The organism is Pseudomonas sp. B21-012 (assembly GCF_024749305.1).
In the GTDB taxonomy this organism is placed as follows: Bacteria; Pseudomonadota; Gammaproteobacteria; order Pseudomonadales; family Pseudomonadaceae; genus Aquipseudomonas.
Map to the genome: position 1 here is coordinate 3,311,617 of NZ_CP087197.1, position 23,511 is coordinate 3,335,127.

The window sequence follows — 23,511 nt, forward strand, 5'->3', positions numbered from 1 at the left end:
GGGATCAGTCCGATGAATTTTTCCAAGTTTTTTATCACCCGGCCGATCTTCGCCGCGGTGCTGTCGCTGCTGATTCTGATCGCCGGCAGCATCTCGCTGTTCCAGCTGCCGATCAGCGAATACCCGGAAGTGGTACCGCCCACCGTGGTGGTGCGTGCCAACTTCCCCGGCGCCAACCCGAAAGTGATCGGCGAAACCGTCGCCGCGCCGCTTGAGCAGGCGATTACCGGGGTCGAGAACATGCTCTACATGTCCTCGCAGTCCACCGCCGACGGCAAGGTCACTCTGACCGTCACCTTCGCCCTCGGTACCGACCTGGACAACGCCCAGGTTCAGGTGCAGAACCGCGTGACCCGCACCCAGCCCAAGCTGCCCGAGGAAGTTACGCGTATCGGTATTACCGTCGACAAGGCTTCGCCCGACCTGACCATGGTGGTGCACCTGACCTCGCCGGACAACCGTTACGACATGCTCTACCTGTCCAACTACGCCATCCTCAACATCAAGGATGAACTGGCGCGCCTGGGCGGTGTCGGTGACGTGCAACTGTTCGGCATGGGCGACTATTCGCTGCGGGTCTGGCTCGACCCGAACAAGACCGCTTCGCGCAACCTCACCGCCAGCGACGTGGTCGCCGCCATTCGCGAGCAGAACCGTCAGGTAGCCGCCGGTCAACTTGGCGCGCCACCCGCACCCGGGGCCACCAGCTTCCAGCTGTCGGTCAACACCCAGGGCCGCCTGGTCAGTGAAGAAGAGTTCGAGAACATCATCATCCGCTCCGGCGCCGATGGTGAGATCACCCGCCTCAAGGACATCGCCCGCGTTGAGCTCGGCTCCAGCCAGTACGCCCTGCGCTCGCTGCTGAACAACCAGCCGGCCGTGGCCATCCCGATCTTCCAGCGCCCAGGCTCCAACGCCATCGAGATCTCCGACGAGGTCCGGGCGAAAATGGCCGAGCTGAAGAAGGACTTCCCTGAAGGCATGGACTACAGCATTGTCTATGACCCAACGGTATTCGTTCGCGGTTCGATCGAGGCGGTGGTCCACACCCTGTTCGAAGCGCTGATCCTGGTGGTGCTGGTGGTCATTCTGTTCCTGCAGACCTGGCGCGCCTCGATCATCCCGCTGGTGGCGGTTCCGGTTTCCTTGATCGGTACCTTCGCGGTGATGCACCTGTTCGGCTTCTCGCTCAACGCCCTGTCGCTGTTCGGCCTGGTACTGGCCATCGGTATCGTGGTGGACGACGCCATCGTCGTGGTGGAAAACGTCGAGCGTAACATCGGCCTGGGCCTCAAGCCCCTGGAAGCCACGCAAAAGGCCATGGGCGAAGTGACCGGGCCAATCATCGCCACGGCACTGGTGCTGTGCGCGGTGTTCGTGCCGGCGGCGTTCATTTCCGGCCTTACCGGGCAGTTCTACAAGCAGTTCGCGCTGACCATCGCCATCTCCACGGTGATCTCGGCCTTCAACTCCCTGACCCTGTCGCCGGCCCTGGCCGCGGTACTGCTCAAGGAGCACCACGCACCCAAAGACCGCTTCTCGAAAGTGCTCGAACGCCTGCTCGGTGGCTGGCTGTTCGGCCCGTTCAACCGCTTCTTCGACCGTGCCAGCCATGGCTATGTCGGCGCTGTCGGCCGGGTCATCCGCAGCAGCGGCATCGCCCTGTTCGTCTATGGCGGCCTGATCATCATGACCTGGCTGGGCTTTTCGTCGACGCCTACCGGCTTTGTACCGGCGCAAGACAAGCAGTACCTGGTTGCCTTCGCGCAACTGCCGGATGCCGCCAGCCTTGACCGCACCGAGGCGGTGATCAAGAAGATGAGCGAGATCGCCCTCAAGCAACCGGGCGTGGCTGACTCGGTGGCCTTCCCGGGCCTGTCGATCAACGGCTTCACCAACAGCCCGAACAGCGGCATCGTCTTCACCCCGCTCAAGCCCTTCGACGAGCGCAAGGACCCGAGCCAGTCGGCCGCCGCGATTGCTGCCGCGCTGAACGCGCAGTTCGCCGATATCGAAGACGCCTACATCGCGATCTTCCCGCCGCCGCCGGTACAGGGGCTGGGCACCATCGGTGGTTTCCGCCTGCAGATCGAAGACCGTGGCAACCTGGGTTATGAAGCGCTGTACAAGGAAACCCAGAACATCATCGCCAAGAGCCACAACGTGCCGGAGCTGGCCGGGCTGTTCACCAGCTACCAGGTCAACGTGCCGCAGGTCGATGCTGCCATCGACCGCGAGAAGGCCAAGACCCACGGTGTAGCGATCAGCGATATCTTCGACACCCTGCAGATCTACCTGGGTTCGTTGTACGCCAACGACTTCAACCGCTTTGGCCGCACCTATCAGGTCAACGTCCAGGCCGAGCAGCAGTTCCGCCTTGAAGCCGAGCAGATCGGCCAGCTCAAGGTGCGCAACAACCAGGGCGAGATGATCCCGCTGGCGACCTTCATCAAGGTCAGCGACACCTCGGGGCCGGACCGCGTCATGCACTACAACGGCTTTATCACCGCCGAGATCAACGGTGCCGCAGCACCGGGCTACAGCTCTGGGCAAGCGGAAAAGGCCATCGAGAAACTGCTCAAGGAAGAGCTGCCCAACGGCATGACCTTCGAATGGACCGAACTGACCTACCAGCAGATCCTGGCCGGTAACACCGCGCTGTTCGTCTTCCCGCTCTGCGTACTGCTGGCCTTCCTGGTGCTGGCCGCCCAGTACGAAAGCTGGAGCCTGCCGCTGGCGGTGATCCTGATCGTGCCGATGACCCTGCTGTCGGCGATTACCGGGGTGATTCTGTCCGGTGGCGACAACAACATCTTCACCCAGATCGGCTTGATCGTACTGGTGGGGCTGGCGTGCAAGAACGCCATCCTGATCGTCGAGTTCGCCAAGGACAAACAAGCCGAAGGCCTCGACCCGCTGGCCGCGGTACTGGAAGCCTGCCGCCTGCGCCTGCGGCCGATCCTGATGACCTCGATCGCCTTCATCATGGGTGTGGTGCCGCTGGTGTTCTCCTCCGGCGCCGGTGCTGAAATGCGTCATGCCATGGGTGTGGCGGTGTTCTCCGGGATGATCGGGGTGACCTTCTTCGGTCTGCTGCTGACGCCGGTGTTCTTTGTTCTGATCCGCCGTTACGTGGAACGCAGCCAGGCCCGCAAAGCGGCGCGTGCGCTGAAGCTGGAGACTCATGCATGAACCGCAGTGTGAAATTCTTTATGCCCAGCCTGCTGGTGCTGGCCCTGGCCGCTTGTGCGGTGGGCCCGGACTACAAGGCCCCGGACACCGCGGCGGCGCAATTGAGCGCGGCCAACGAACCGAGCGCCAAGGCCACCTTCGACCGCAGCCGTTTTGAAAGCATCTGGTGGAAGCAGTTCGACGACCCGGTGCTGAACAAACTGGTCAGCCAGTCGCTGGACGGCAACCGCGAACTGCGCGTGGCCTTCGCCCGCCTGAAAGCGGCGCGGGCGATTCGCGACGATGTCAGCAACGACGCCCTGCCCACCGTCACCAGCCGCGCCAGCGCCGACCTGGGCAAGGGCCAGGTGCCTGGCCAGAGCGAGGACCGGGTCAACAGCGAACGCTATGACCTGGGCCTGGACATGGCCTGGGAGCTGGACCTGTTCGGCCGCATCCAGCGTCAACTTGAAGCCAGCGAAGCCGAGCAGGACGCCGCCCAGGCCGACCTGCAGCAACTGCAGGTGAGCCTGATCGCCGAACTGGTCGATGCCTATGGCCTGCTGCGCGGTGCGCAATTGCGCGAGAAGATCGCCCTGGCCAACCTCAAGACCCAGCAGGATTCGCGGGGTATCACCGAAACCTTGCGTGACGCCGGGGTCGGTAACGACCTTGATGTGGTGCGGGCCGATGCCCGCCTGGCGGCGGTCGAGGCCAGTGTGCCGCAACTGCAGGCCGAACAGGTACGGGCGCGCAACCGCATCGCCACTCTGCTCGGCCAGCGCCCGGACGCCCTGGCGGTTGACCTGTCGCCGGCGCAACTGCCGGCCATCGCCAAGGCGCTGCCGGTGGGCGACCCCGGCGAGCTGCTCAAGCGCCGCCCGGATATCCGCAGCGCCGAGCGCCAGTTGGCAGCGGCAACCGCCAACATTGGCGTGGCCACCGCCGACCTGTTCCCCCGGGTCAGCCTCAGCGGCTTTCTCGGCTTTACCGCCGGGCGCGGCTCGCAACTGGGCTCCTCGGCCGCCAAGGCCTGGGCCCTGGGCCCGAGCATTACCTGGGCGGCCTTCGACCTGGGCAGCGTGCGCGCCCGCCTGCGCGGCGCCAACGCCGATGCCGAGGGTGCGCTGGCCAACTATGAGCAGCAGGTATTGCTGGCCCTGGAAGAATCGGAAAACGCCTTCAGCGACTACAGCAAACGCCAGCAACGGCTGCTGGCCCTGCTGCGCCAGAGCGAAGCCAGTCGCAAGGCGGCCGACCTCGCCTCGATTCGCTACCGCGAAGGCACGGTCGACTACCTGGTGCTGCTCGACGCCGAACGCGAACGCCTGAGCGCCGAAGATGCCCAGGCCCAGGGCGAAGTCGACCTGTACCGCGGCATCGTCGCCATCTACAAGGCCCTCGGTGGCGGCTGGCAGGCCGAAAGCGTGGCTGCGGCGAACTGATTCAACGGCTCCTTTGGTTGGTTTCTGACCGGCCTTTTGCCCCGCTTGCGGGGCTTTTTATGGGTCTTCACGGAATCCCGGGTTGGGATGTTGAGGCTGCGAGTTTATCCATTCAGTGTGGGGCTGCTGCTGGCCCCTTCCGCCTTTACGGCGGCCTACTTTTCTCTTGGTGTATGGACCGGACACATGGTGGACAGGTGTACGGGGACATGGTTGACACTTTTCGGCAAGCAAACCTGCCGGGAATTCGACCATGCCTTGGAACGCGAGAGACGCCATGAGCTTGAGAGAAGAGTTCGTTCATCTGGCCAATCACCCAGACGCCAATGTCAGGGAGTTGTGCCGACGCTTCGGTATCAGTCCCCAGACAGGTTACAAGTGGCTTAACCGCTACCGGCAGGAGGGTGCGGCAGGCCTTTTGGAACGATCCAGAAAACCTGCCAGCAGCCCTAGGCTGACGGATCGTGGGCTTGAGAAAGAAGTGATCGCCATCCGCAAGGAGCACCCTGCCTGGGGTGGCCGCAAGATCAGGCATCTACTGGGTCAGCGCATTTGCGCCAGTACCGTCACCAATGTTCTGCATCGCCACGGGCTGATCACCTCCGAAGCCAGTGCTGCAGCTACGCCGTGGAAACGCTATGAACGCGAGGCTCCTAATGATCTCTGGCAGATCGACTTCAAAGGCTTCTTCCAGACAGGTCAGGGGCCGTGCTACCCGTTGACGTTGATCGATGATCACTCGCGCTTCAACTTGGCGATTCAAGCCTGTGCGCATCAGCGAACCGAATTGGTCCAGGAGCACCTGACCGATCTGTTCAGGCGGTATGGCCTTCCCCTGCAGATCAACGCAGACAATGGCGCGCCCTGGGGGGCACCACGAAACCCTGGAGAGCTGACGCCACTAGGGATCTGGATAGTGCGTCTGGGCATACGCTTGACCTTCAGCCGGCCAGGGCACCCACAGACCAACGGTAAAGACGAGCGCTTCCACCGAACGCTCAAGACAGAGGTGCTCAGGGACCGCACCTTCCGTGATTTGCGGGAGGCGCAGGAGGCGTTCGACCTGTGGCGTGGCGTCTACAACTACAAGCGACCCCACCAGCAGTTGGACTACCAAGTACCGAGGGAGCGCTACCAGATGAGCACACGGCCGTTTCCAAGCCGGGTACCAACCTTTGAATACGGACCCGAAGATATCCTAGTCAAACCCTACGATAGTCAGTTCCGCTTCAGGAAGCGCTCATTCCGGATAGCAAAAGCGCTGGTGGGCCACATTTTGGCTTTGCGCCCGAGCGAGAAGGGACCTGATCACTTCGACGTCTACTTCTGCCACCGCAAGCTGAGAACCATCGATTTCAACAACCCGGATGGCAAGCGATAATGTGTCAACCATGTCCCCGTACATGTGTCAGCGATGTCTCCGGTCCATACATCTTGGGAAGAAGTAGGCAAAACCGCTTGCTCCTGCATACGGCCCTACGCTGCGCTTCGGGTCCCCTCGCTACGGCACCTTCCGGGGCATCGCGGCCTACGACTTGCTTCGCAAGTCTACATCTCGCGTCTTCGGCTGCGCACCGCCCCTACAGGCACCTACGCTCGGCCTCCTGAAGTCGCTTTTCGCGGCGTCTGGAAGTGCGTGCATGTCTATCAAGATCAAGTTGGTGCTCGTTTTATCAGCGGGCTGTCCCGCTCCTGCGTCAGCATGGCTTCGCCAACATCTGCTTTCGCAGATACGTCAGTGCAGGCGCCGCCCGTGACTTCGCGACTTCAGGAGGCTGAGCGTAGGTGTCTGGAGGGGGCTGGTGCGTAGCACCCTTCGGCCGAGGCCGAAGTCGCGAGACGTAGACTTGGCGAAGCAAGTCGTAGGCCGCGATGCCCCTGGAAGGCACCGTAGCGAAGGAACCCGGAGCGCAGCGTAGGGCCGTATGCTGGAGCGAGCGGTTTTGGTTCCTTTTGCCAAGAACAAAAGGGACCCGCCGTAAGGGCGGAAGGGGCCAACAGCGGCGCCACACCGAATGGATAAGCCCGCAACCCAACCCAAGAATCATAGCCCCCGGGATTCCGTGAAGAACCTTTTTTATGGCCGATCGCGGGGCAAGCCCGCGCCTACAGGTTTGGCATCGCTGCGATATCTGTAGGCGCGGGCTTGCCCCGCGATAGGGCCCCCCCCCCCTTTTACATTTGACGCCACCGGCCCTCGTGACCCAAGCTCAAGCCTTTGCAGCCGCGACACGCTTCGGATTCACCATGTCGAAACAGCGCCAGTACACGCTTATCAGCCTGACCCTGCTCATCATCCTCGGCCTGGGTGGCTATTTCTGGCGTGACGACAGCCCGGCGCCGACGCCTGCCCTCAAGCACAGCTACACCAAGGCCCTGACCATGGCCCATGACGGCCAGCCCGGCGCCGCCCGGGTGCTCTACCAGCAACTGGGGCGCAATGACCTGTCGCCGATCCGCCGCGCCAGCCTGTACGCCGAACTGCCCAACTACCCCTCGCCGCTGGCATTGAAGCTGGCCAGCCGCGACCTGCAGCATGACGAGCCGCTGGTGCGTCGCGCGGCCATCGCCAGTATCCAGGCGATGCTGCCCGGCGCCCAGCGCAGCCTGGTGCTCGGGCCGTTGCTCGATGATGAGGAGCAAAGCGTACGCTTTGCCGTGGTCGATGCCCTGCTGGGGCTCAGCGCCGATGACATCGGCCTGTACTTCGGCCCGCTGCAAGAGGTGCTGGAGCAGTATCAGCAGGTGCTGGCGCAGCGCGACGACGATGCCAGCGCGCAGTTGCACCTGGCGCAGCTGTACCTGCATGAAAACAGCTACCAGGAGGCCGCGCAGGCGCTTGAGCGCACCTTGCAGCTGGCGCCGGACAACCTCGAGGCACTGGCCGCGCAGGTGCAGTTGCTGGAGCGCCAGAACCAGACCGACGCCTCGCGCCAGGTGCTGGCCAAGGCCTTGCAACAACGTCCCGACTCGGCCTTTCTACAACATGAACTGGGCCGCTGGCTGCTGCGCCACGGCCAGGACGAATACGCCCTGCTGGCCTTTGCCCGGGCCCTGGAGCTGGAGCCGGACAACAATGACTACCGCTACACCCTGGCCACCAGCCTGCATCAGCTGGAGCAGGTCGACGCCGCGCAAAAGCAACTGGAAACCATCCTTGCCCGGCAACCGGCCAACCGCAAGGCCCGGGTGCTGCTGATCGAGTACTGGAAAGAGACCGGCCAGTTGCAGAATGTGCAGGTGCTGTTAGCCCAGCTGGAGCAGCAGAACCCCGACGATCCGTTGGTGCAGCAAGGCCTGTAGGCTTGCAAACGACCGTCTGACAACCCGGTTGAACCCCTCAACCCAGCCTGTGGTCCAGAGATAGTGCGAACACGGCAGGCACCGGCGGTGCTTGCCTGAGCGTTATCAAAGGAGAACACCCGTGGGCGACGCGTTAGCCAATGCCGAACGAGCGCTGATCCTGGCCCCGGCCCAGCTTAGCCAGCTGGCCCAGCGCCTGCTCGACCAGGCCGGCATCCAGGCGCTGCAAGCGGCCAGCATGGAAGACCTGGGCCTTGCCCTGGAGCAAGGCGTGGGCCTGGCGATCATTGCCGACACTTGCCTGGACGGCAGCGTGCGCTCGCCTTTGCACCTTTACCTGGGCAAGCAGCCGGTTTGGTCGGACTTGCCGGTGGTGCTGCTGACGGGGCCGCCGGTCCAGGGCCAGAGCCCGCCGCAAAGCCAGCACGCCGCGCTCGGCAACCTGTTCCTGCTGCAGTATCCATTCGAACCCGACAACCTGCTGGCCCTGACCCATTCCTCGTTGCGCGCGCGGCGGCGCCAGTACCAGGCACGCAACCAGGGCCAGGAACTGGAGCGCCAGAGCCAACGGGTCGAAGAGCAATTGCGCCAGTTGCGCGAAGAAGAACAGTACCTGCGCCAGGCGCAGAAAATGGAAGCCATCGGTCAGCTCGCAGGCGGCGTCGCCCATGACTTCAACAACCTGCTGACCGGCATCGGCGGCAGCCTGGAAATGATCGGCAAACGCCTGCAGCAGGGTCGCCACGACGCCCTGCCCGCCCTGCTCAGCCTCAGCCAGGCGGCGGTCAAGCGCGCCGCCAGCATGACCCACCGCCTGCTGGCGTTTTCCAGCCGGCAATCGCTCGATGCCCAGCCCGTGGAAGTTGCCACCCTGCTCACGGCCGAGCGCCTGCAGCCGTTGCTTGACCCGCAGATCAAGCTGCAACTGCATATCGAGGCGGATCTGTGGGCCGTGGAAGCCGACCCGGCGCAGCTGCAGGAAGCCCTCGGCAACTTGCTCAGCAACGCCCACGACGCCATGCCCAACGGCGGGCGCCTGACCGTCAGCGCCAGCAATCAGCGCCAGGACGGCAGCCTGTTCGGTGGCCACTCGCTGGCCGCTGGCGACTATGTGCTGATCAGCTTCAACGATAATGGCTGTGGCATGCCGCAAAGTACCCTGGACCGCGCTTTCGACCCGTTCTTCACCACCAAGCCAATCGGCCAGGGAACGGGCCTGGGGCTGTCGATGGTGTATGGCTTCAGCAAGCAGTCCCAGGGCCATGTGGCGCTGCAAAGCCGCATCGGCCACGGCACCCGGGTCGATGTCTACCTGCCGCGCCACGCCGCACCCAACCGTGAAAGCGAAGAGCCAGCAACGCCGGCGCCACCTTGCGGCAACAGCCACACGGTGCTGATCGTCGAGGACGACCCCGCTGTGCGCCAGTTGGTGCATCAGGTGCTGAGTGACCAGGGTTACCCGTGCAAGGTGGCCGAGGATGCCAATGTCGCCCTGGCCATTCTGCAGGCCGGAGAAGCCGTCGACCTGCTGGTCAGCGACGTCGGGCTGCCAGGCATGAACGGTCGGCAACTGGCGGAAATCGGCCGGCAACTGCGCCCGCAACTCAAGGTGCTGTTCATCACCGGTTACGCCGAAACCGCGGTAGCCCGCGGCGGCTTTCTTGACCCCGGCATGCAGATGATCTGCAAACCCTTCGAGTTCGCCCAGTTGACCGCTAAGGTCGCGCAGATGCTCGGCAAGGGCAGCGCCTCATGAGCCAGGTGCAACCCAGCGCCGCCCTGGCGGCGGCGCCGGCCGTGCAGCGGGTGCGGGTGCTGACGGTCAATGCGCACAAGGGCTTCAGCGCGCTTAACCGTTACTACGTGCTGCCAGAACTGCGTGAGGCGGTACGCAGCGAAAACGCCGACCTGGTGTTCCTCCAGGAAGTGCTCGGCAGCCACCGCAAGCACGCTCTGCGCCACCGCAACTGGTCGGATGTGCCGCAATATGAGTTTCTTGCCGACAGCCTCTGGCCAGAATTCGCCTATGGCCGCAATGCGGTGTATCCGGACGGCGAACACGGCAATGCCCTGCTGTCGAAATACCCGATCCGGCGCCACGCCAACCTCGATGTCAGCGTCCATGGCACCGAGCAGCGCGGCTTGCTGCATTCGGTACTGGCCTTGCCCGCCGAGTGCGAGCTGCATACCGTCTGTGTGCACCTGGGTCTGGACGAGCGCCAGCGCCAGCAGCAGTTGCACCTGCTCTGCGAATTACTGCACAGCCTGCCGATCGACGCGCCGGTGATCGTCGCCGGCGACTTCAATGACTGGCGCCAGCGCGCGGATGCATTACTGGCCGAATGCGGCCTGAATGAAGTGTTCAGCCAGGCCCATGGTCGCCCGGCACGCAGTTTTCCGGCACGCTGGCCGCTGTTGCGCCTGGACCGCATCTACCTGCGCAATGCCCGCGCACAGGCGCCCAAGGTCATGGCGCGCAAGCCCTGGACCCACCTGTCCGATCACCTGCCATTGGCAGTGGAGGTGCTCTTGTGAACAGCCAATGGCGACCTGACAACCAGGTGCAACTGCTGATCAACGGCGAGGACTATTTCGCCAGCGCCTTTGCCGCGATCGAGCAGGCCCGGGCGGAAATTCTCCTGGAAACCTTCATCATCTTTGAAGACAAGGTCGGCAAGCAGTTGCAGCAACTGTTGATCGCCGCCGCCCGGCGCGGGGTAAAGGTCGAGATGCTGGTCGACGGTTATGGCACCGCAGACCTGAGCCTTGACTACCTGCGCGAGCTCAGCGACGCCGGCGTGCATTTGCAGGCCTTCGACCCGAGCCCGAAACGCCTGGGCATGCGCACCAATCTGTTTCGCCGCCTGCACCGCAAGATCCTGGTGGTCGATGGCGAGGTCGGTTTTGTTGGCGGCATCAATTATTGCGCCGATCACCTGGCCGATTTCGGACCGATGGCCAAGCAGGACTACGCGGTACAAGTGCGCGGGCCGATCGTCGCCGACCTGCAGCGCGCCACCTTGACCCTGCTGGAGCAACAGAGCGCGCTCAAGCCCGGAACCCGGCGCTGGTGGCAACGCCGGCTACCGATCGCCGCCGACAGCGAACAGGCAAGCATGACCCTGTGCATCCGCGATAACCAGGATCACCCCAACGACATCGAACAGCACTACTTGCGGGCGCTGAACGGCGCCCGCGAGCGGATCACCATTGCCAATGCCTACTTCTTTCCCGGCTACCGCCTGCTGCGGGCGATCCGCAACGCCGCGCGCCGGGGCGTGAAGGTTACCCTGGTGCTGCAGGGTATGCCCGACATGCCCTGGGTGCGTTTGTGCTCGCGCTTGCTGTACAACTACCTGATCCGCGACGGCGTGCGCATTTTCGAGTACTGCGAACGGCCCTTGCACGGCAAGGTGGCACTGGTGGACCGGCACTGGTCGACGGTCGGCTCAAGCAATCTCGACCCTTTGAGCCTGGCCCTGAACCTTGAGGCCAACCTGGTCATCCGCGACCAGACCTTCAACAGCCGCCTGCATGAACACCTGCAGGAGCTTACCGCCCACCGCTGCAAACCGGTGAGCCTGCAGCGGGCACTGCGTGGCTACTGGTGGCGGGCGCCGCTGATCTTTTTGACCTTTCACTTCATCCGCCGATTCCCGGCCGTGATCGGCTGGCTGCCGGCCCATGTACCACGGCTCAAGCCGCTGTATGACGGCGAGCAACCTGCGGGCAAGCCGACATGAGCAGGCAGCATAAGCACTGGCGCCGTGCCCGCCAGGCGCTGACCCTGGCGTTCTTCATCCTGGTGCCGGTGCTGCTGTTCAGCGTGCTGAAAAACCTCGACTGGCAAGAGGTGTACCAGGCCCTGGCCTCCTATCGCTGGCGCACCCTGGCAATGGCTGCAGGCGTAACCCTGTGCAGCTTTGCCCTGTTCAGCAGCTTCGACCTGCTCGGGCGCTACTACACCGGGCATCATTTGCCGGCGCGCCAGGTGTTGCCGCTGGCGTTCGTGTGCTACGCCTTCAACCTCAACCTCAGCGCCTGGGTCGGCGGCATCGCCCTGCGCTACCGTTTGTACAGCCGCCTCGGCCTCAAGGTCGCGACCATCACCCGGATCCTCAGCCTGGGGCTGTTGACCAACTGGGCAGGCTATTTCGCGGTGGCCGGCAGCTTGTTCGTCTGCGGGCTGCCGAAGTTGCCAGCGGGCATGGAGATCGGCAATACCGGCCTGCGCCTGATCGGTGCAGCGCTGTTGTTGGTGGTCATGGCTTACTTGCTGGCGTGCGCCTTCGCTACTCGCCGCACCTGGCACTTTCGCAAGCAGCAGATCACCCTGCCAGGCATCCGTCTGGCGGCGTTGCAAGTGGTGATGGGCGCTCTGAACTGGTCGTTGATGGCGCTGGTGGTGTTCATCCTGCTGCCCAAGGGGGCTAGCTACCCGACCGTGCTGGCGGTACTGATGATCAGCAGCATTGCCGGGGTCATTACTCATATTCCGGCCGGGCTTGGGGTACTCGAGACGGTGTTTTTGACCCTGCTGCAAGGCACCTACGGCAAGGGCACGCTGCTGGCGGCGCTGATTGGCTACCGGGCGATCTACTTTTTGTTGCCGTTGCTGGTAGCCACGCTGACCTACCTGATGCTCGAGCGCCTGGCCAGTCAGCGCGCCAGCGGGGAAAGTTCGCAAACCACCGGCTGAACCGGCTCGAGCATCTGGTGTACCTGGTACACCAGGTCTTGCAGGGCAAAGGGCTTGGTCATCAGGGCGATGCCGGGCTCCAGCACCTCCTGGTCGGTCACTTCCTGTTCGGCGAAGCCGGTGATCAACAGCACCTTCTGCTGCGCCTGCAGCATGCGCAGGGCATTGGCCACCTGACGGCCACTGAAGCCGCCTGGCAGACCGATATCGGTGATCAGCAGGTCAACCGTGCCCAACTGGCGATACTGCTGCAGCGCGCTGTTGGCGTCAGCGGCGGTAAACACCTCGAAGCCCTCCTCCTCCAGCGCCTCCTTGATCAGCAAGCGCAAGGTACTCTCGTCGTCGACCAGCAGGATGCGTTCGCCATTGGCGCGTGGGTAGCGCTTGCGCCCCGGCTCGCCGGCCAGTGGCTGCGGCAGCTCGCCCACATAGCGCGGCAGGAGGACCTTCACCCGGGTACCCTGGCCAGGGCTCGAATCGATCCACACCCGGCCCCCTGACTGACGGACAAAGCCATAGACCATCGACAAGCCAAGCCCGGTGCCCTGGCCGACCGGCTTGGTGGTAAAGAACGGGTCAAAGGCCCGTGCGACGATATCGGCGTTCATGCCGTGGCCGTTGTCCTGCACCTGCAAGGCAAAGTAATCGCCCGGGCCCAGGCTATCTTCGCCCTCCAGGGCCAGCTCGTGACGTTCGTTAGCGGTGGTGATGCGCAGGCAGCCACCGGCGCCCATGGCATCGCGGGCATTGATGCACAGGTTGATCAGGGCATTTTCCAGCTGGTTGGCATCAATCAGTACCCACCAGGGCGCCGGCTCCACCTGGACCTGCAGATCGATATGGCTACCCACGGTCTGCTGGACCAACTGCTCGATGTCCTGCACCAGTTGGTTGACACAGACGGGCTTGGGGTCGAGCGCCTGGCGCCGGGAGAAGGCAAGCAAGCGGTGGGTGAGCGTGGCGGCACGCTTGGCCGCACCCCGAGCGGCATCAAGGTAGACCTGCAGATTATCCACATTACCCTGGGCAATGCGTCGCTCGAGCAACTCCAGGCTGCCGCTGATGCCGGTCAACAGGTTATTGAAGTCATGGGCCATGCCGCCGGACAGTTGGCCGATGGCTTCCATCTTCTGGCTCTGGCGCAACAGTTCTTCAGCGTGACGCAGCGCCTCTTCGCGCTCGCGCTCCTGGCTGATGTCGGTGCCCACGGCGGTAAAACCAAGCTGCGAGGGTACCGCTGCCCAGTTGAACCAACGGTAGTGCCCGTCCTTGTGACGCAAGCGGCTGATGGTGTTCTCGGTGCGCTGGCCGGCGCGCAGGCGCTCAACCAGCGAGGCGACTTGCGGTTGGTCGTCGGCATGCAGCAAGTCCATGATCGAGGTGTCCAGCACCTCGTCTGCTGCCCAGCCAAGGATCTGGCTCCAGGCCGGGTTGACCGCACTGATGCGCAAATCCGGCAGGACAATCACCATGATGTCGCCGGACAAGTCCCAGAAATGGTTTCGATCGCAGGTGCGCTCCTGCACCTGGCGCTCGAAGGTATTGGCCAGGTGACGCCACTGCTGCGCCGATTCGACGCTGGCGGTGGTTTCGATCACCGTGTCGAGAAAGCCGGCCACCGCCCCGCGCTCGTCTCGAATGGGGCTGTAGCAGAAGGTGAAATAGGCCTGCTCGAGGCTGCCGTTGCGATTGATCATCAACGGGAAGTTCTCGATGAAGATCGCCTCCCCCGACAGGGTACGGAAGACCAGCGCGCCGATGTTCTCCCAGGCCTCGCTCCACACCTCGTCAAACCCGCGTCCCAGTGCCTCGGGCTTGGCCCCGAGGATCGGCTTGAAGGCATCGTTGTAAATGGTCACCAACTGCGGCCCCCAGACCAGGCAACCGGGGAATTTGGACGCCAGCAGCATGTCCACGGCAATGCGCAAGGGCGCCGGCCACAGGTGCAAAGGCCCAAGGGCGGTACTGGCCCAGTCGTGGTTACGCACCTTTACACTCATTGATCCTGGCATGGGCAAGCTCGGCTGACGGTGGGGGCCTGAACAATCGGACCTAAACGCCGATATCTTCGTTCCAGAGTTCGGGGCTGTCCTTGATAAAATCGCGCATCATCTTGACGCAGTTATCATTGTGCAGCACCTGCACATCGACGCCGCGGGCCTTGAGCAGCGCTTCCTCACCCATGAAGGTCTGGTTTTCACCAACAATCACGCGTTTGATGCCATACAGCAGGATCGCCCCGCTGCACATCGGGCATGGCGACAAGGTGGTGTACAGGGTCGCCTCGCGATAAACCCTGGCCGGCTGGCGGCCGGCGTTTTCCAGAGCGTCCATTTCGCCGTGCAGGATCGCGCTGCCCTTCTGGACCCGGCGGTTGTGGCCACGGCCGATGATCTGGTTATTGTGTACCAGCACCGACCCGATCGGTATGCCGTCTTCTTTACGGCCCAGTTGGGCCTCATCGATAGCAGCCTGCATGAACGCATCTATGTCTTGGTTCAACGTGCTCATCGGTTGGTCGACTCCCTGTGGCAAAGCGGTTTTCTTCGCAGGCTAGCATACCGCCAGCAAGGAATGGCATCCATGCCAGTCGCTACTATGCTGAACAGGTTTCTCCTCTGCGACCTGGGCAGTCCGGGTCCGTTCCAGTATAGGGAGCGTTGCGATGAGCAAGAAAATACTGGTGGTGCTGACCAATACGGCCAAATACCCGACGCTTAAGCGCGCCACCGGATTGTGGCTGGGCGAGGCGGTGCACTTTGTCGACAAGGTCGAAAACGCCGGCTACAAGGTCGATTACCTCAGCCCCAGCGGCGGTTACGTGCCGATTGACCCGCACAGCCTGCAGATGGCCGCAGATATCGACTGGCAGTGGTACCAGGACAAGGCGTTCATGAACCGCCTGGGCAAGACCCTGAGCCCCGGCGAGGTCAAGGCCCAGGACTACAGCGCCATTTATTATGCCGGCGGTCATGGGGTGATCTGGGACTTTCCCGACAACAGTGGGCTGCAGGACCTGGCCCGGCGCATCTTCGAGGCCGGCGGCGTAGTGGCCTCGGTGTGCCATGGCGCGGTTGGCCTGCTCAATATCAAGCTCAGTGACAACACCTTGCTGGTCAAGGACCGCGAAGTCACCGGTTTTTCCGATACCGAAGAGAAACTGGCCGAACTGGACAAAGTGGTGCCTTACCTCACCGAAACCGAGCTCAAGGCCCGCGGCGGTTTGTACCGCAAGGCAGAAGAGCCGTGGCAGGCCTTCGCCATCGCCGACCAGAAAGACGGACGCTTGATTACCGGACAGAATCCCGCCTCCGGGGGCGCGGTGGCTGACCTGGTGGTGGCCGCACTGAAAAAGCGCTGAGGCGCCTACTTGGCTTGCCGATAGATACTTCGCCGAGGGTAAACGCGGCCTACATCCGCCGCTGATTGCGCTCTTTATGCTGACGAGTGTCACCCGACCAGGAAGGTCGGGCTCTTGTTCAGCATAGAGGTGCACTCATGGCTCCAACCCGTCTTGCCGGCCGCAGCCTGCTCGAGTTTCTGATAACCCTGCTGATCGGCCTGGCGCCCGTGGCCTGTGGCCTTCTGGTGTTGGCCCTGCAGGTCGAGCGCAAGCAGGAAGAAACCGCCGAGGTGTCTGTGGTCGAGGCTATCTATGCTATCGACCGGGTCTTCGATGCCATGCACGGCTCCAGCAATGCTGTGCTCGGGTTGGTCGGGCAACCCTGCGAGAAAATCCTCCCGACTCTGCGCCAGGAAGCGCTGAGGCAGCCAAGCGTGCGCTCGCTGGTGCTGACCCGAGAAAACCGTGCCTACTGCAGCACCCTGCTCGGCAGCATCGACACGGCAATCGACCCGGGCAGCTACTTCAACCAGCGCCTGCGCCTGGACTCGCGCAACGAAATCACCCCGGACATGCCGGTGCTGCACTACCGCCTGCAGGAATATCCCATGGGCGTCATCGCCATCAGCGATGCGCGCTCCCTGCAAACAGAACTGCAGGGCTTCAAGAACGCCATTGTCCTGGCCCTGCAGTTCGGCAGCGATTTTGTCTGGGCAACCGGCAGTGGCAGCGCCAAGCAGGTACCCAACCATGAAGAAAACAGCCAGCGCATGGTCTCGGAGAAGTACGGCTACACCGTCCACGCCGGCTACCCCGATGGCCACACCAGCAAGATGCTCAGCCAGGCCATGGCCTCCACAGCGCCTTCCTTGCTTCTGGTCGGCATTATCACCTGCGCCGTGGCCTACTGGGGGCTGTTCAGGCAACGACGAAAAACAGCGTGAGCTCCACCATGAAAAAAGGCCATTGAGCGTTTGCTCAATGGCCTTTTTCAGTGACGGTCCGGATCAGTCGGTACTGAGTACACCGCGACGGACCTGGTCACGCTCGATCGACTCGAACAGGGCCTTGAAGTTGCCTTCGCCGAAGCCATCGTCACCCTTGCGCTGGATGAACTCGAAGAACACCGGGCCCATCAGGGTTTCGGAGAAGATCTGCAGCAGCAGGCGCTTGTCACCGGCCTCGGAGGAGCCATCGAGCAGGATGCCACGGGCCTGCAGTTCGCCGACCGGCTCGCCATGGCCCGGCAGACGCCCTTCGAGCATCTCGTAGTAGGTGTCTGGCGGCGCGGTCATGAAGCGCATGCCGAGCTTTTTCAGGGCATCCCAGCTCTCGAGCAGGTTGTCGCTGAGGAAGGCCACGTGCTGGATGCCCTCGCCGTTGAACTGCATGAGGAACTCTTCGATCTGCCCGGCGCCCTTGGACGACTCTTCGTTCAGCGGGATACGGATCATGCCATCCGGCGCGGTCATGGCCTTGGAGGTCAGGCCGGTGTATTCGCCCTTGATGTCGAAGTAACGGATTTCGCGGAAGTTGAACAGCTTCTCGTAGAAGCCGGCCCAGTAGGCCATGCGCCCGCGATAAACGTTATGGGTCAGGTGATCGATGATCTTCAGGCCCGCACCGACCGGGTGACGATCGACACCTTCGATGAAGTTGAAGTCGATGTCATAGATCGAACTGCCTTCCTCGAAACGGTCGATCAGGTACAGCGGCGCACCGCCAATGCCCTTGATCGCCGGCAAACGCAGCTCCATCGGCCCGGTTTCGATCTCGACCGGCTGGGCGCCCAGCTCCAGGGCGCGGGCGTAGGCTTCGTGGGCGTTACGCACACGGAAGGCCATGCCGCACACCGACGGACCATGCTCGGCGGCAAAGTACGAGGCGACGCTTTTCGGTTCGTTGTTCAGGATCAGGTTGATACCGCCCTGGCGGTACAGGTGCACGTCCTTGGAACGGTGGGTAGCCACCTTGGTGAAGCCCATGATCTGGAAGATCGGTTCCAGGGCGCCCGGGGTCGGCGATGCGAACTCGATGAATTCAAAGCCCATCAGGCCCATCGGGTTTTCAAAGATATCAGCCATGCTCGTTTCCTCATCATCAAAGCGGGTAAATAACGGTCGTTAATTGCTATCGATGTCGAGCAGGCGTGGTGGCGCGCAAGAGATGCCCCTCACACTTCTGGCGAGGTAGTCACCATAGATCAGCTTGAACCCATGACACTTCATATGGACCCATTCTCGGCGGGTTGATTCCCCGAAGGTGGAGAACCTTATTATTGTATGCGTAACGGGATTCTACAGTGCGTAAAACGTTTTGTCCGCACTTTAGTTGACGCCCGAGCGGCGACGAACGGCTATCCTTGGCACACAGCCGTTTACTTCCCTCCGCTTGTACAGGTTAGCTGCCATGCCGCTCACGGTAAAACGCCCCGGACGCTGGACCCTGCGTGCTCTGCTGCCCTGGGTAGTGGGCGCGGTGCCGGTGCTGTGCGGGCTGCTGATCATGCACCTGCAGGCCCAGCGCGAACTGGACGCCCGCAGCCGCGCCACGGCGCAGCAAGTGGTGGCCCAGGTAGAGCTGATCCTCGACAACATTTCTGGCGCGGCCAGGTCGTTGCTGCCCTTGGCCGGAATGCCGTGCGTGGAAGAGAAACTGGCCCTGCGCGACCAGGTCACCCGCCGCTCGTTCGTACGCTCGACCAACCTGGTGTACCGCAACGAGCTGTATTGCAGCTCGCTGTTCGGCCCCTACAGCGAACCGGTCAATGCCAGCGACTATGTAGACGGCAAGCTCTGGCTGATGAACGGCAACTCGGTGACTCCTGGCCACCCATTGCTGGTGTATCGGGTCTATGAAGGCGAGCGCGGCGCCATCACTACCGTCGATGGTGACCACCTGCTGACCGCCCTGCGCCTGATCGGCCCGCAGACCCAGTTGCTGCTACAGGTGGGCCGTTACTGGATGGGCAAGGACGGCGTGGTGCATGAAGGGATCACCCCCGCCGCTGAGGTCGCGCCAGTGCGCCTGACCTCCAGCCACTACCCGTTCTCGATCCACAGCGGTTATGCGCCAGGCAAGGTCGGCCAGGTAATGCGCGATGAATACCCTGCCCTGTTCGGCCTGCTGGTGTTTCTCGGGGTGATTGCCGGTACCGTATGCCGCTGGATGCTGCGCCGTGCCAGCTCCCCACGGGCCGAGCTGCAGCGGGCCATGGAAGCCAACGAGTTCTTGCCGTACTTCCAGCCAGTGGTGCGCAAGGGCGACTACCGCTGGGCCGGCGCCGAAGTGCTGATGCGCTGGCAGCACCCGCGCGACGGTCTGGTGCGCCCCGACCTGTTCATTCCCTACGCCGAGCACAGCGGCCAGATCGTACCGATGACGCGCATGCTCATGCAGCGCACTGCGCACTTGCTGGCGCCGCATGCCGCATTGATGGGCGAGGGTTTTCATGTCGGCATCAACATCACCGCCGATCATTGCCAGGACCTGGCCCTGTACGACGACTGCCGGGCCTTTCTCGGCGCCTTCCCGCCTGGCCGGGTATTGCTGACCCTGGAGCTGACCGAACGCAAGCTGATCGCCCCCAGCGAAGTTACCCAGACGCTGTTCGGCAAACTCCACGAACTGGGGGTGATGATCGCCATCGACGACTTTGGCACCGGCCAGTCCAGCCTCAGCTACTTGCGCCAGTTCAAGGTCGATTACCTGAAGATTGACCAAAGCTTCGTCGCCCTGATCGGGGTCGATGCGTTGTCGCTGCACATTCTCGACAGCATTATCGAACTGTCGGCCAAGCTTGAGCTGGGCATCGTCGCCGAAGGCGTCGAGAACGAAACCCAGCGCGATTACCTGGCGCGCCACAATGTCGATTTCCAGCAGGGTTACCTGTTTGCCCGGCCGATGCCGATCGAGGACTTTGTCGCCGCCCTGGCGGCCCAGGCCGAAACCGCGCCGCAGGTCGCGAAGGTTGCCGGTTAGGCCTGCGCCCTGAGATCATGGCGGGTTCCCCGCTCTGTTTTCTTCTGTAACCGAGGCATTTGTGTCAAAAGGCATCATTACATCGGTCACGGCCTCGTTCCTGTTTGCCGTGATGTACTACTACACCTCGCTGCTCACCCCGCTCGATGGCGAGGAGGTGTTCGGCTGGCGCATGCTCCTGACCTTGCCCTGCGTTACCCTGTTCATGCTGTTTACCCGCGACTGGCCGCTGGTCACCGGCTTGCTCGCGCGGGTTCGGCGCACGCCGTTGCTGTTGCTCGGCCTGCTGGGCACTTCATCGCTGATGGGTGTGCAACTCTGGCTGTTCCTCTGGGCGCCGTTGCACGGGCGCAGCCTGGAAGTGTCGCTGGGCTACTTCCTGTTGCCGCTGACCATGGTCCTGACCGGCCGCCTGGTGTATGGCGAACAATTGTCGCGGCTGCAGAAAGTCGCGGTAGCCTGCGCGATGACCGGCGTCGGCCATGAGCTCTACCAGCACGGCAGCTTTGCCTGGGAGACCTTGCTGGTCGCCGCAGGCTACCCGCTGTACTTCGTGCTGCGGCGCAAATGCGCGACCGATCACCTTGGCGGCTTGTGGGCCGACATGTGCCTGCTGCTGCCGGCGGCGCTGTACTTTGTCATCCAGGGGCCGCTGTCAGCCCAGGACCTGGCCGCGCATCCGGGGCTGTACGGCCTGATCCCGCTGCTTGGGGTGATCAGCGCCCTGGCGCTGATCTGCTATGTGCTGGCCAGCCGCCTGCTGGCCTTCAGCCTGTTCGGCCTGCTCAGCTATGTCGAGCCGGTGCTGCTGGTGGCCGTGGCCCTGCTGCTGGGCGAGACCATCGGCCCCGACCAGTGGCTGACCTACGTGCCGATCTGGCTGGCGGTGCTGGTATTGATCGCCGAAGGCGTCAGGCACCTGCTGCGTCAACGGCGGCGTTCGGTGTAAGGCGCACCTGGCGCACGCGGCGCTCCTCCACCGCGACCACGGTCATTTGCCAGTTGTTCCACACCAGGCTGTCGCCGACCATCGGCAAGCGATCGAGCAGGCTCATGACCAGGCCGGCGAGGGTCTGGTAGTCCTCGGTGGGCTTGGCGGCAAAACCGGTGCGTGCCTGGATCTGGCTGAGGTTCAGGGCGCCGCTGACGACAAAGCCGTGGCCGTCCTCGACGATGCCCGGGCCTTCCACCTCACTGGCATCGGGCAGTTCACCGGCAATGGACTCAAGGATGTCGGTCATGGTCAGCACCCCGGTGAAATCACCGAACTCGTTGACCACGAAGGCGATGTGCGTCGATTGGCTGCGCATCTGCTCCAGGGCGTTGAGGATGCTGAAACTCTCCAGCAGGTTCACCGGCGCCCGGGCCAGGCTCTCGAGGTCAGGCTGATTACCGGCCAGCAGTTCCTTGAGCAGCTCCTTCTTGTGCACGAAGCCCAGCGGTTCTTCGATACGCCCGTCACGAATCAACGGCAGGCGCGAGTAGGACGAATGCATCAGTGCGGTACGAATCGCCTCGGCCGGCTGCGCCAGGTCGATGGCATCGACCTCGGCGCGCACCGTCATCACCGTCTTGATCGGCCGTTCGGCCAGGTTCAGCACGCCGCTGATCATCACCCGTTCGCGGCGGTCGAACAGCACCTGTTCTTCGCCACCTTCGACCAGGTCGGCAATTTCCTCGCCGACATCATCGGCCCCGACCCGGCGCCCGCCCAAAAGGCGCAGGACCGCGTGGGCGGTGCGCTCACGCAGCGGCCGGTGTTGCTGCAGGCTGCGCTTGCGCCGCGCCCGGGCCAGCTGGTTGAACAGCTCGATCAGAATCGAGAAGCCAATGGCCGCGTACAGGTAGCCTTTGGGAATATGAAAGCCCAGGCCCTCGGCGGTGAGGCTAAAGCCGATCATCATCAAGAAGCCCAGGCACAGCATGATCACCGTCGGGTGATTGTTGACGAAGCGGGTCAACGGCTTGCTGGCAACGATCATGATGCCGATGGAGAAGATCACCGCGATCATCATGATCGACAACTCTTCGACCATGCCCACGGCGGTGATCACCGCGTCGAGGGAGAACACTGCATCGAGCACCACGATCTGCGCAACGATCGGCCAGAACGCGGCATGGCGCACACTGCCGGTGTTCTGCGCAACGTGGCCTTCGAGGCGCTCGTGCAACTCCATGGTGGCCTTGAACAACAGGAACACACCACCGAAGAGCATGATCAGATCGCGCCCGGAGAAGCTCTTGCCGAACACCTCGAACAGCGGCGCGGTGAGGGTCACCATCCACGAGATACTGGCCAGCAGGCCCAGGCGCATGATCAGCGCCAGCGACAGGCCGATCACCCGCGCACGGTCGCGCTGATGGGGCGGCAGTTTGTCGGCGAGGATGGCGATGAACACCAGGTTGTCGATACCCAGTACCAGTTCGAGCACAATCAGCGTGGCAAGGCCCAGCCAGGCCGTGGGGTCGGCTAGCCATTCCATGGGCGATTACTCATGTGCGAGAACGGGCGGAAAACGTCGCAAGGACGGGAGAATGGCCGGGACGGCCGGGTACTGGGAGGCTCCGAGAACGAAGTCATATCAACCTGAAATCAATTGGGGATGTGATCCTACAATTTCAGCAGGCTTTTCTCACAGCGCGAAACTATTTCAAATTCTGTACCCACCCGTTCCCACAACTGCCTAGATCAACCCACCACCATCGATATCAATGACGCTGGCGGTCATGAAGCCGTTCTCCATGGCCAGCAGATACCCCGCCGCCACTTCATCCGCCGCCCCCACCCGTCCGACCGGCAGGCCCGCGCCGGCGCGGGCGAACATCGCCTGCCGCGACTCGGCGTCCATCCCGGCGTAGGCTTCGGTTTCGGTCAGCCCCGGGCTGACAACGTTGACCCGGCGTGGTGCAAGCTCTTTGGCCAGTTGCCTGGCCAGGGCTTCGAGCGCCGCATTGAGGGTGGTCTTGATCATCTGCCCGGCGACGAACTTGCGTGACAGCAACCCCGAGGTCAGGCTGATGCTGGCGTGCGCCGAAAGGTGCGGCAACGCCAGCTGGATCGCCTGCAAGGCGCCCCAGAACTTCACCTCGAAAGCCTCGCGCGCCAGTTGCAGGTCGCTCTGCGCCAGGGGCCTGGCCTGCACGGCGGGGCCAGCGCTGATGACCAGATGATCGACGGTGCCAACGCCGGCAAACAGCGCCTGCAGCGCCCGGGTATCGGTGATATCGGCAACACATGCCTCGATCCCCTCGCCCGGGCTTACCGCCTGGCGGCTGGCAACGATGACCCGTGCCCCACGTGCCCTGGCCTGGCGCGCTACCGCCGCGCCGATACCGCTGGCGCCGCCGAGCACCAGCACGGTCTGGTGCAACAAGGATTGATGAGCGTTGTACATGATGATCACTGCCTGTGCTTTGAAGTGATTACATCTTGCTCTGCGAGCAATCAGGGAAAAACCAGGCTGTACGCCAAGCACCTGTAACCATTGCTTGAAGATATCCAGGGTAATTTTCTTCAATACCCGGCCGCTCACTGCGCCTTAGGCTGTGCCGGTCTTCCACTGCTGGAT

At 63.0% G+C, this 23,511-nt stretch carries 17 protein-coding genes; 12 read left to right on the plus strand and 5 right to left on the minus strand.

Annotated features, from left to right (window positions below; all coding sequences use genetic code 11):
- The first annotated feature begins 12 nt into the window (after positions 1 to 12).
- The 8 genes from LOY37_RS15080 to LOY37_RS15115 all read left to right on the plus strand — a co-directional run bounded on the left by LOY37_RS15080 (position 13) and on the right by LOY37_RS15115 (position 12,618).
- Positions 13 to 3,192: an efflux RND transporter permease subunit gene (locus LOY37_RS15080; protein ID WP_045198110.1), complete on the plus strand. Its 3,180-nt coding sequence runs from the start codon at positions 13 to 15 to the stop codon at positions 3,190 to 3,192.
- Positions 3,189 to 4,616 carry an efflux transporter outer membrane subunit gene (locus LOY37_RS15085; protein WP_258715129.1) on the plus strand — a complete coding sequence of 476 codons (1,428 nt, stop codon included), beginning with the start codon at positions 3,189 to 3,191 and terminating at the stop codon, positions 4,614 to 4,616. Before LOY37_RS15080 ends, LOY37_RS15085 begins: the two co-directional genes overlap by 4 nt.
- A gap of 253 nt (positions 4,617 to 4,869) precedes the next feature.
- Positions 4,870 to 5,997 (plus strand): IS481 family transposase, encoded by a 1,128-nt coding sequence (locus tag LOY37_RS15090; RefSeq protein WP_258715123.1) that lies wholly within the window; start codon positions 4,870 to 4,872, stop codon positions 5,995 to 5,997.
- A gap of 866 nt (positions 5,998 to 6,863) precedes the next feature.
- The gene (locus LOY37_RS15095) at positions 6,864 to 7,919 is read left to right on the plus strand and encodes a tetratricopeptide repeat protein (RefSeq protein ID WP_258715130.1); all 1,056 of its coding nucleotides are present in this window, start codon (positions 6,864 to 6,866) and stop codon (positions 7,917 to 7,919) included.
- Positions 7,920 to 8,040: 121 nt separating this feature from the next.
- The gene (locus LOY37_RS15100) at positions 8,041 to 9,675 is read left to right on the plus strand and encodes an ATP-binding protein (RefSeq protein WP_258715131.1); all 1,635 of its coding nucleotides are present in this window, start codon (positions 8,041 to 8,043) and stop codon (positions 9,673 to 9,675) included.
- Positions 9,672 to 10,454 (plus strand): endonuclease/exonuclease/phosphatase family protein, encoded by a 783-nt coding sequence (locus LOY37_RS15105; RefSeq protein ID WP_258715132.1) that lies wholly within the window; start codon positions 9,672 to 9,674, stop codon positions 10,452 to 10,454. Before LOY37_RS15100 ends, LOY37_RS15105 begins: the two co-directional genes overlap by 4 nt.
- Positions 10,451 to 11,662, plus strand: a complete 1,212-nt coding sequence (gene clsB / locus LOY37_RS15110; protein WP_258715133.1) for a cardiolipin synthase ClsB — start codon at positions 10,451 to 10,453, stop codon at positions 11,660 to 11,662. The genes LOY37_RS15105 and clsB overlap by 4 nt, the downstream gene beginning before the upstream one ends.
- Complete coding sequence (locus tag LOY37_RS15115) at positions 11,659 to 12,618, plus strand: lysylphosphatidylglycerol synthase domain-containing protein (RefSeq protein ID WP_258715134.1); 960 nt, start codon at positions 11,659 to 11,661, stop codon at positions 12,616 to 12,618. Before clsB ends, LOY37_RS15115 begins: the two co-directional genes overlap by 4 nt.
- Here the strand turns inward: LOY37_RS15115 and LOY37_RS15120 are convergent.
- Together LOY37_RS15120 and LOY37_RS15125 are read right to left on the minus strand one after the other, a co-directional pair.
- A complete protein-coding gene (locus LOY37_RS15120; protein ID WP_258715135.1) occupies positions 12,579 to 14,606 on the minus strand; it encodes a PAS domain-containing sensor histidine kinase in 2,028 nt (675 codons plus the stop codon). The two genes, LOY37_RS15115 and LOY37_RS15120, sit on opposite strands and share 40 nt — an antisense overlap.
- A gap of 64 nt (positions 14,607 to 14,670) precedes the next feature.
- Positions 14,671 to 15,108: a nucleoside deaminase gene (locus tag LOY37_RS15125; protein WP_258717196.1), complete on the minus strand. Its 438-nt coding sequence runs from the start codon at positions 15,106 to 15,108 to the stop codon at positions 14,671 to 14,673.
- Positions 15,109 to 15,283: 175 nt separating this feature from the next.
- On the opposite strand from LOY37_RS15125, the gene LOY37_RS15130 reads away from it, so the two are divergent.
- A complete protein-coding gene (locus tag LOY37_RS15130) occupies positions 15,284 to 15,979 on the plus strand; it encodes a type 1 glutamine amidotransferase domain-containing protein (RefSeq protein WP_258607006.1) in 696 nt (231 codons plus the stop codon).
- A gap of 137 nt (positions 15,980 to 16,116) precedes the next feature.
- The gene (locus LOY37_RS15135) at positions 16,117 to 16,905 is read left to right on the plus strand and encodes a CSS-motif domain-containing protein (protein WP_258715136.1); all 789 of its coding nucleotides are present in this window, start codon (positions 16,117 to 16,119) and stop codon (positions 16,903 to 16,905) included.
- A gap of 63 nt (positions 16,906 to 16,968) precedes the next feature.
- On the opposite strand, the gene hppD is transcribed toward LOY37_RS15135, so the two are convergent.
- A complete protein-coding gene (hppD, locus tag LOY37_RS15140) occupies positions 16,969 to 18,045 on the minus strand; it encodes a 4-hydroxyphenylpyruvate dioxygenase (RefSeq protein ID WP_123566094.1) in 1,077 nt (358 codons plus the stop codon).
- Positions 18,046 to 18,370: 325 nt separating this feature from the next.
- Here hppD and LOY37_RS15145 point away from each other — a divergent pair, with 325 nt between their 5' ends.
- Together LOY37_RS15145 and rarD are read left to right on the plus strand one after the other, a co-directional pair.
- Positions 18,371 to 19,942 (plus strand): EAL domain-containing protein, encoded by a 1,572-nt coding sequence (locus LOY37_RS15145; protein WP_258715137.1) that lies wholly within the window; start codon positions 18,371 to 18,373, stop codon positions 19,940 to 19,942.
- A 61-nt stretch (positions 19,943 to 20,003) separates the two neighbouring features.
- The gene (rarD, locus tag LOY37_RS15150) at positions 20,004 to 20,891 is read left to right on the plus strand and encodes an EamA family transporter RarD (RefSeq protein WP_258715138.1); all 888 of its coding nucleotides are present in this window, start codon (positions 20,004 to 20,006) and stop codon (positions 20,889 to 20,891) included.
- Here rarD and LOY37_RS15155 read toward each other — a convergent pair.
- Together LOY37_RS15155 and LOY37_RS15160 are read right to left on the minus strand one after the other, a co-directional pair.
- Positions 20,854 to 22,425 (minus strand): TerC family protein, encoded by a 1,572-nt coding sequence (locus LOY37_RS15155; RefSeq protein WP_258715139.1) that lies wholly within the window; start codon positions 22,423 to 22,425, stop codon positions 20,854 to 20,856. The genes rarD and LOY37_RS15155 overlap by 38 nt on opposite strands.
- Positions 22,426 to 22,626: 201 nt before the next feature.
- Positions 22,627 to 23,337 (minus strand): SDR family oxidoreductase, encoded by a 711-nt coding sequence (locus LOY37_RS15160; RefSeq protein WP_258715140.1) that lies wholly within the window; start codon positions 23,335 to 23,337, stop codon positions 22,627 to 22,629.
- Positions 23,338 to 23,511 lie beyond the last annotated feature (174 nt).

Excerpts from the sequence above, each read along its gene's own strand:
- LOY37_RS15085 (WP_258715129.1), top strand. The coding sequence starts at position 3,189 with ATGAACCGCAGTGTGAAATTCTTTATGCCCAGCCTGCTGGTGCTGGCC.
- hppD (WP_123566094.1), bottom strand. The coding sequence starts at position 18,045 with ATGGCTGATATCTTTGAAAACCCGATGGGCCTGATGGGCTTTGAATTC.
- LOY37_RS15160 (WP_258715140.1), bottom strand. The coding sequence starts at position 23,337 with ATGTACAACGCTCATCAATCCTTGTTGCACCAGACCGTGCTGGTGCTC.
- LOY37_RS15135 (WP_258715136.1), top strand. The coding sequence starts at position 16,117 with ATGGCTCCAACCCGTCTTGCCGGCCGCAGCCTGCTCGAGTTTCTGATA.
- LOY37_RS15090 (WP_258715123.1), top strand. The coding sequence starts at position 4,870 with ATGCCTTGGAACGCGAGAGACGCCATGAGCTTGAGAGAAGAGTTCGTT.
- LOY37_RS15080 (WP_045198110.1), top strand. The coding sequence starts at position 13 with ATGAATTTTTCCAAGTTTTTTATCACCCGGCCGATCTTCGCCGCGGTG.
- LOY37_RS15130 (WP_258607006.1), top strand. The coding sequence starts at position 15,284 with ATGAGCAAGAAAATACTGGTGGTGCTGACCAATACGGCCAAATACCCG.
- LOY37_RS15155 (WP_258715139.1), bottom strand. The coding sequence starts at position 22,425 with ATGGAATGGCTAGCCGACCCCACGGCCTGGCTGGGCCTTGCCACGCTG.
- LOY37_RS15145 (WP_258715137.1), top strand. The coding sequence starts at position 18,371 with ATGCCGCTCACGGTAAAACGCCCCGGACGCTGGACCCTGCGTGCTCTG.
- LOY37_RS15105 (WP_258715132.1), top strand. The coding sequence starts at position 9,672 with ATGAGCCAGGTGCAACCCAGCGCCGCCCTGGCGGCGGCGCCGGCCGTG.
- LOY37_RS15095 (WP_258715130.1), top strand. The coding sequence starts at position 6,864 with ATGTCGAAACAGCGCCAGTACACGCTTATCAGCCTGACCCTGCTCATC.
- LOY37_RS15115 (WP_258715134.1), top strand. The coding sequence starts at position 11,659 with ATGAGCAGGCAGCATAAGCACTGGCGCCGTGCCCGCCAGGCGCTGACC.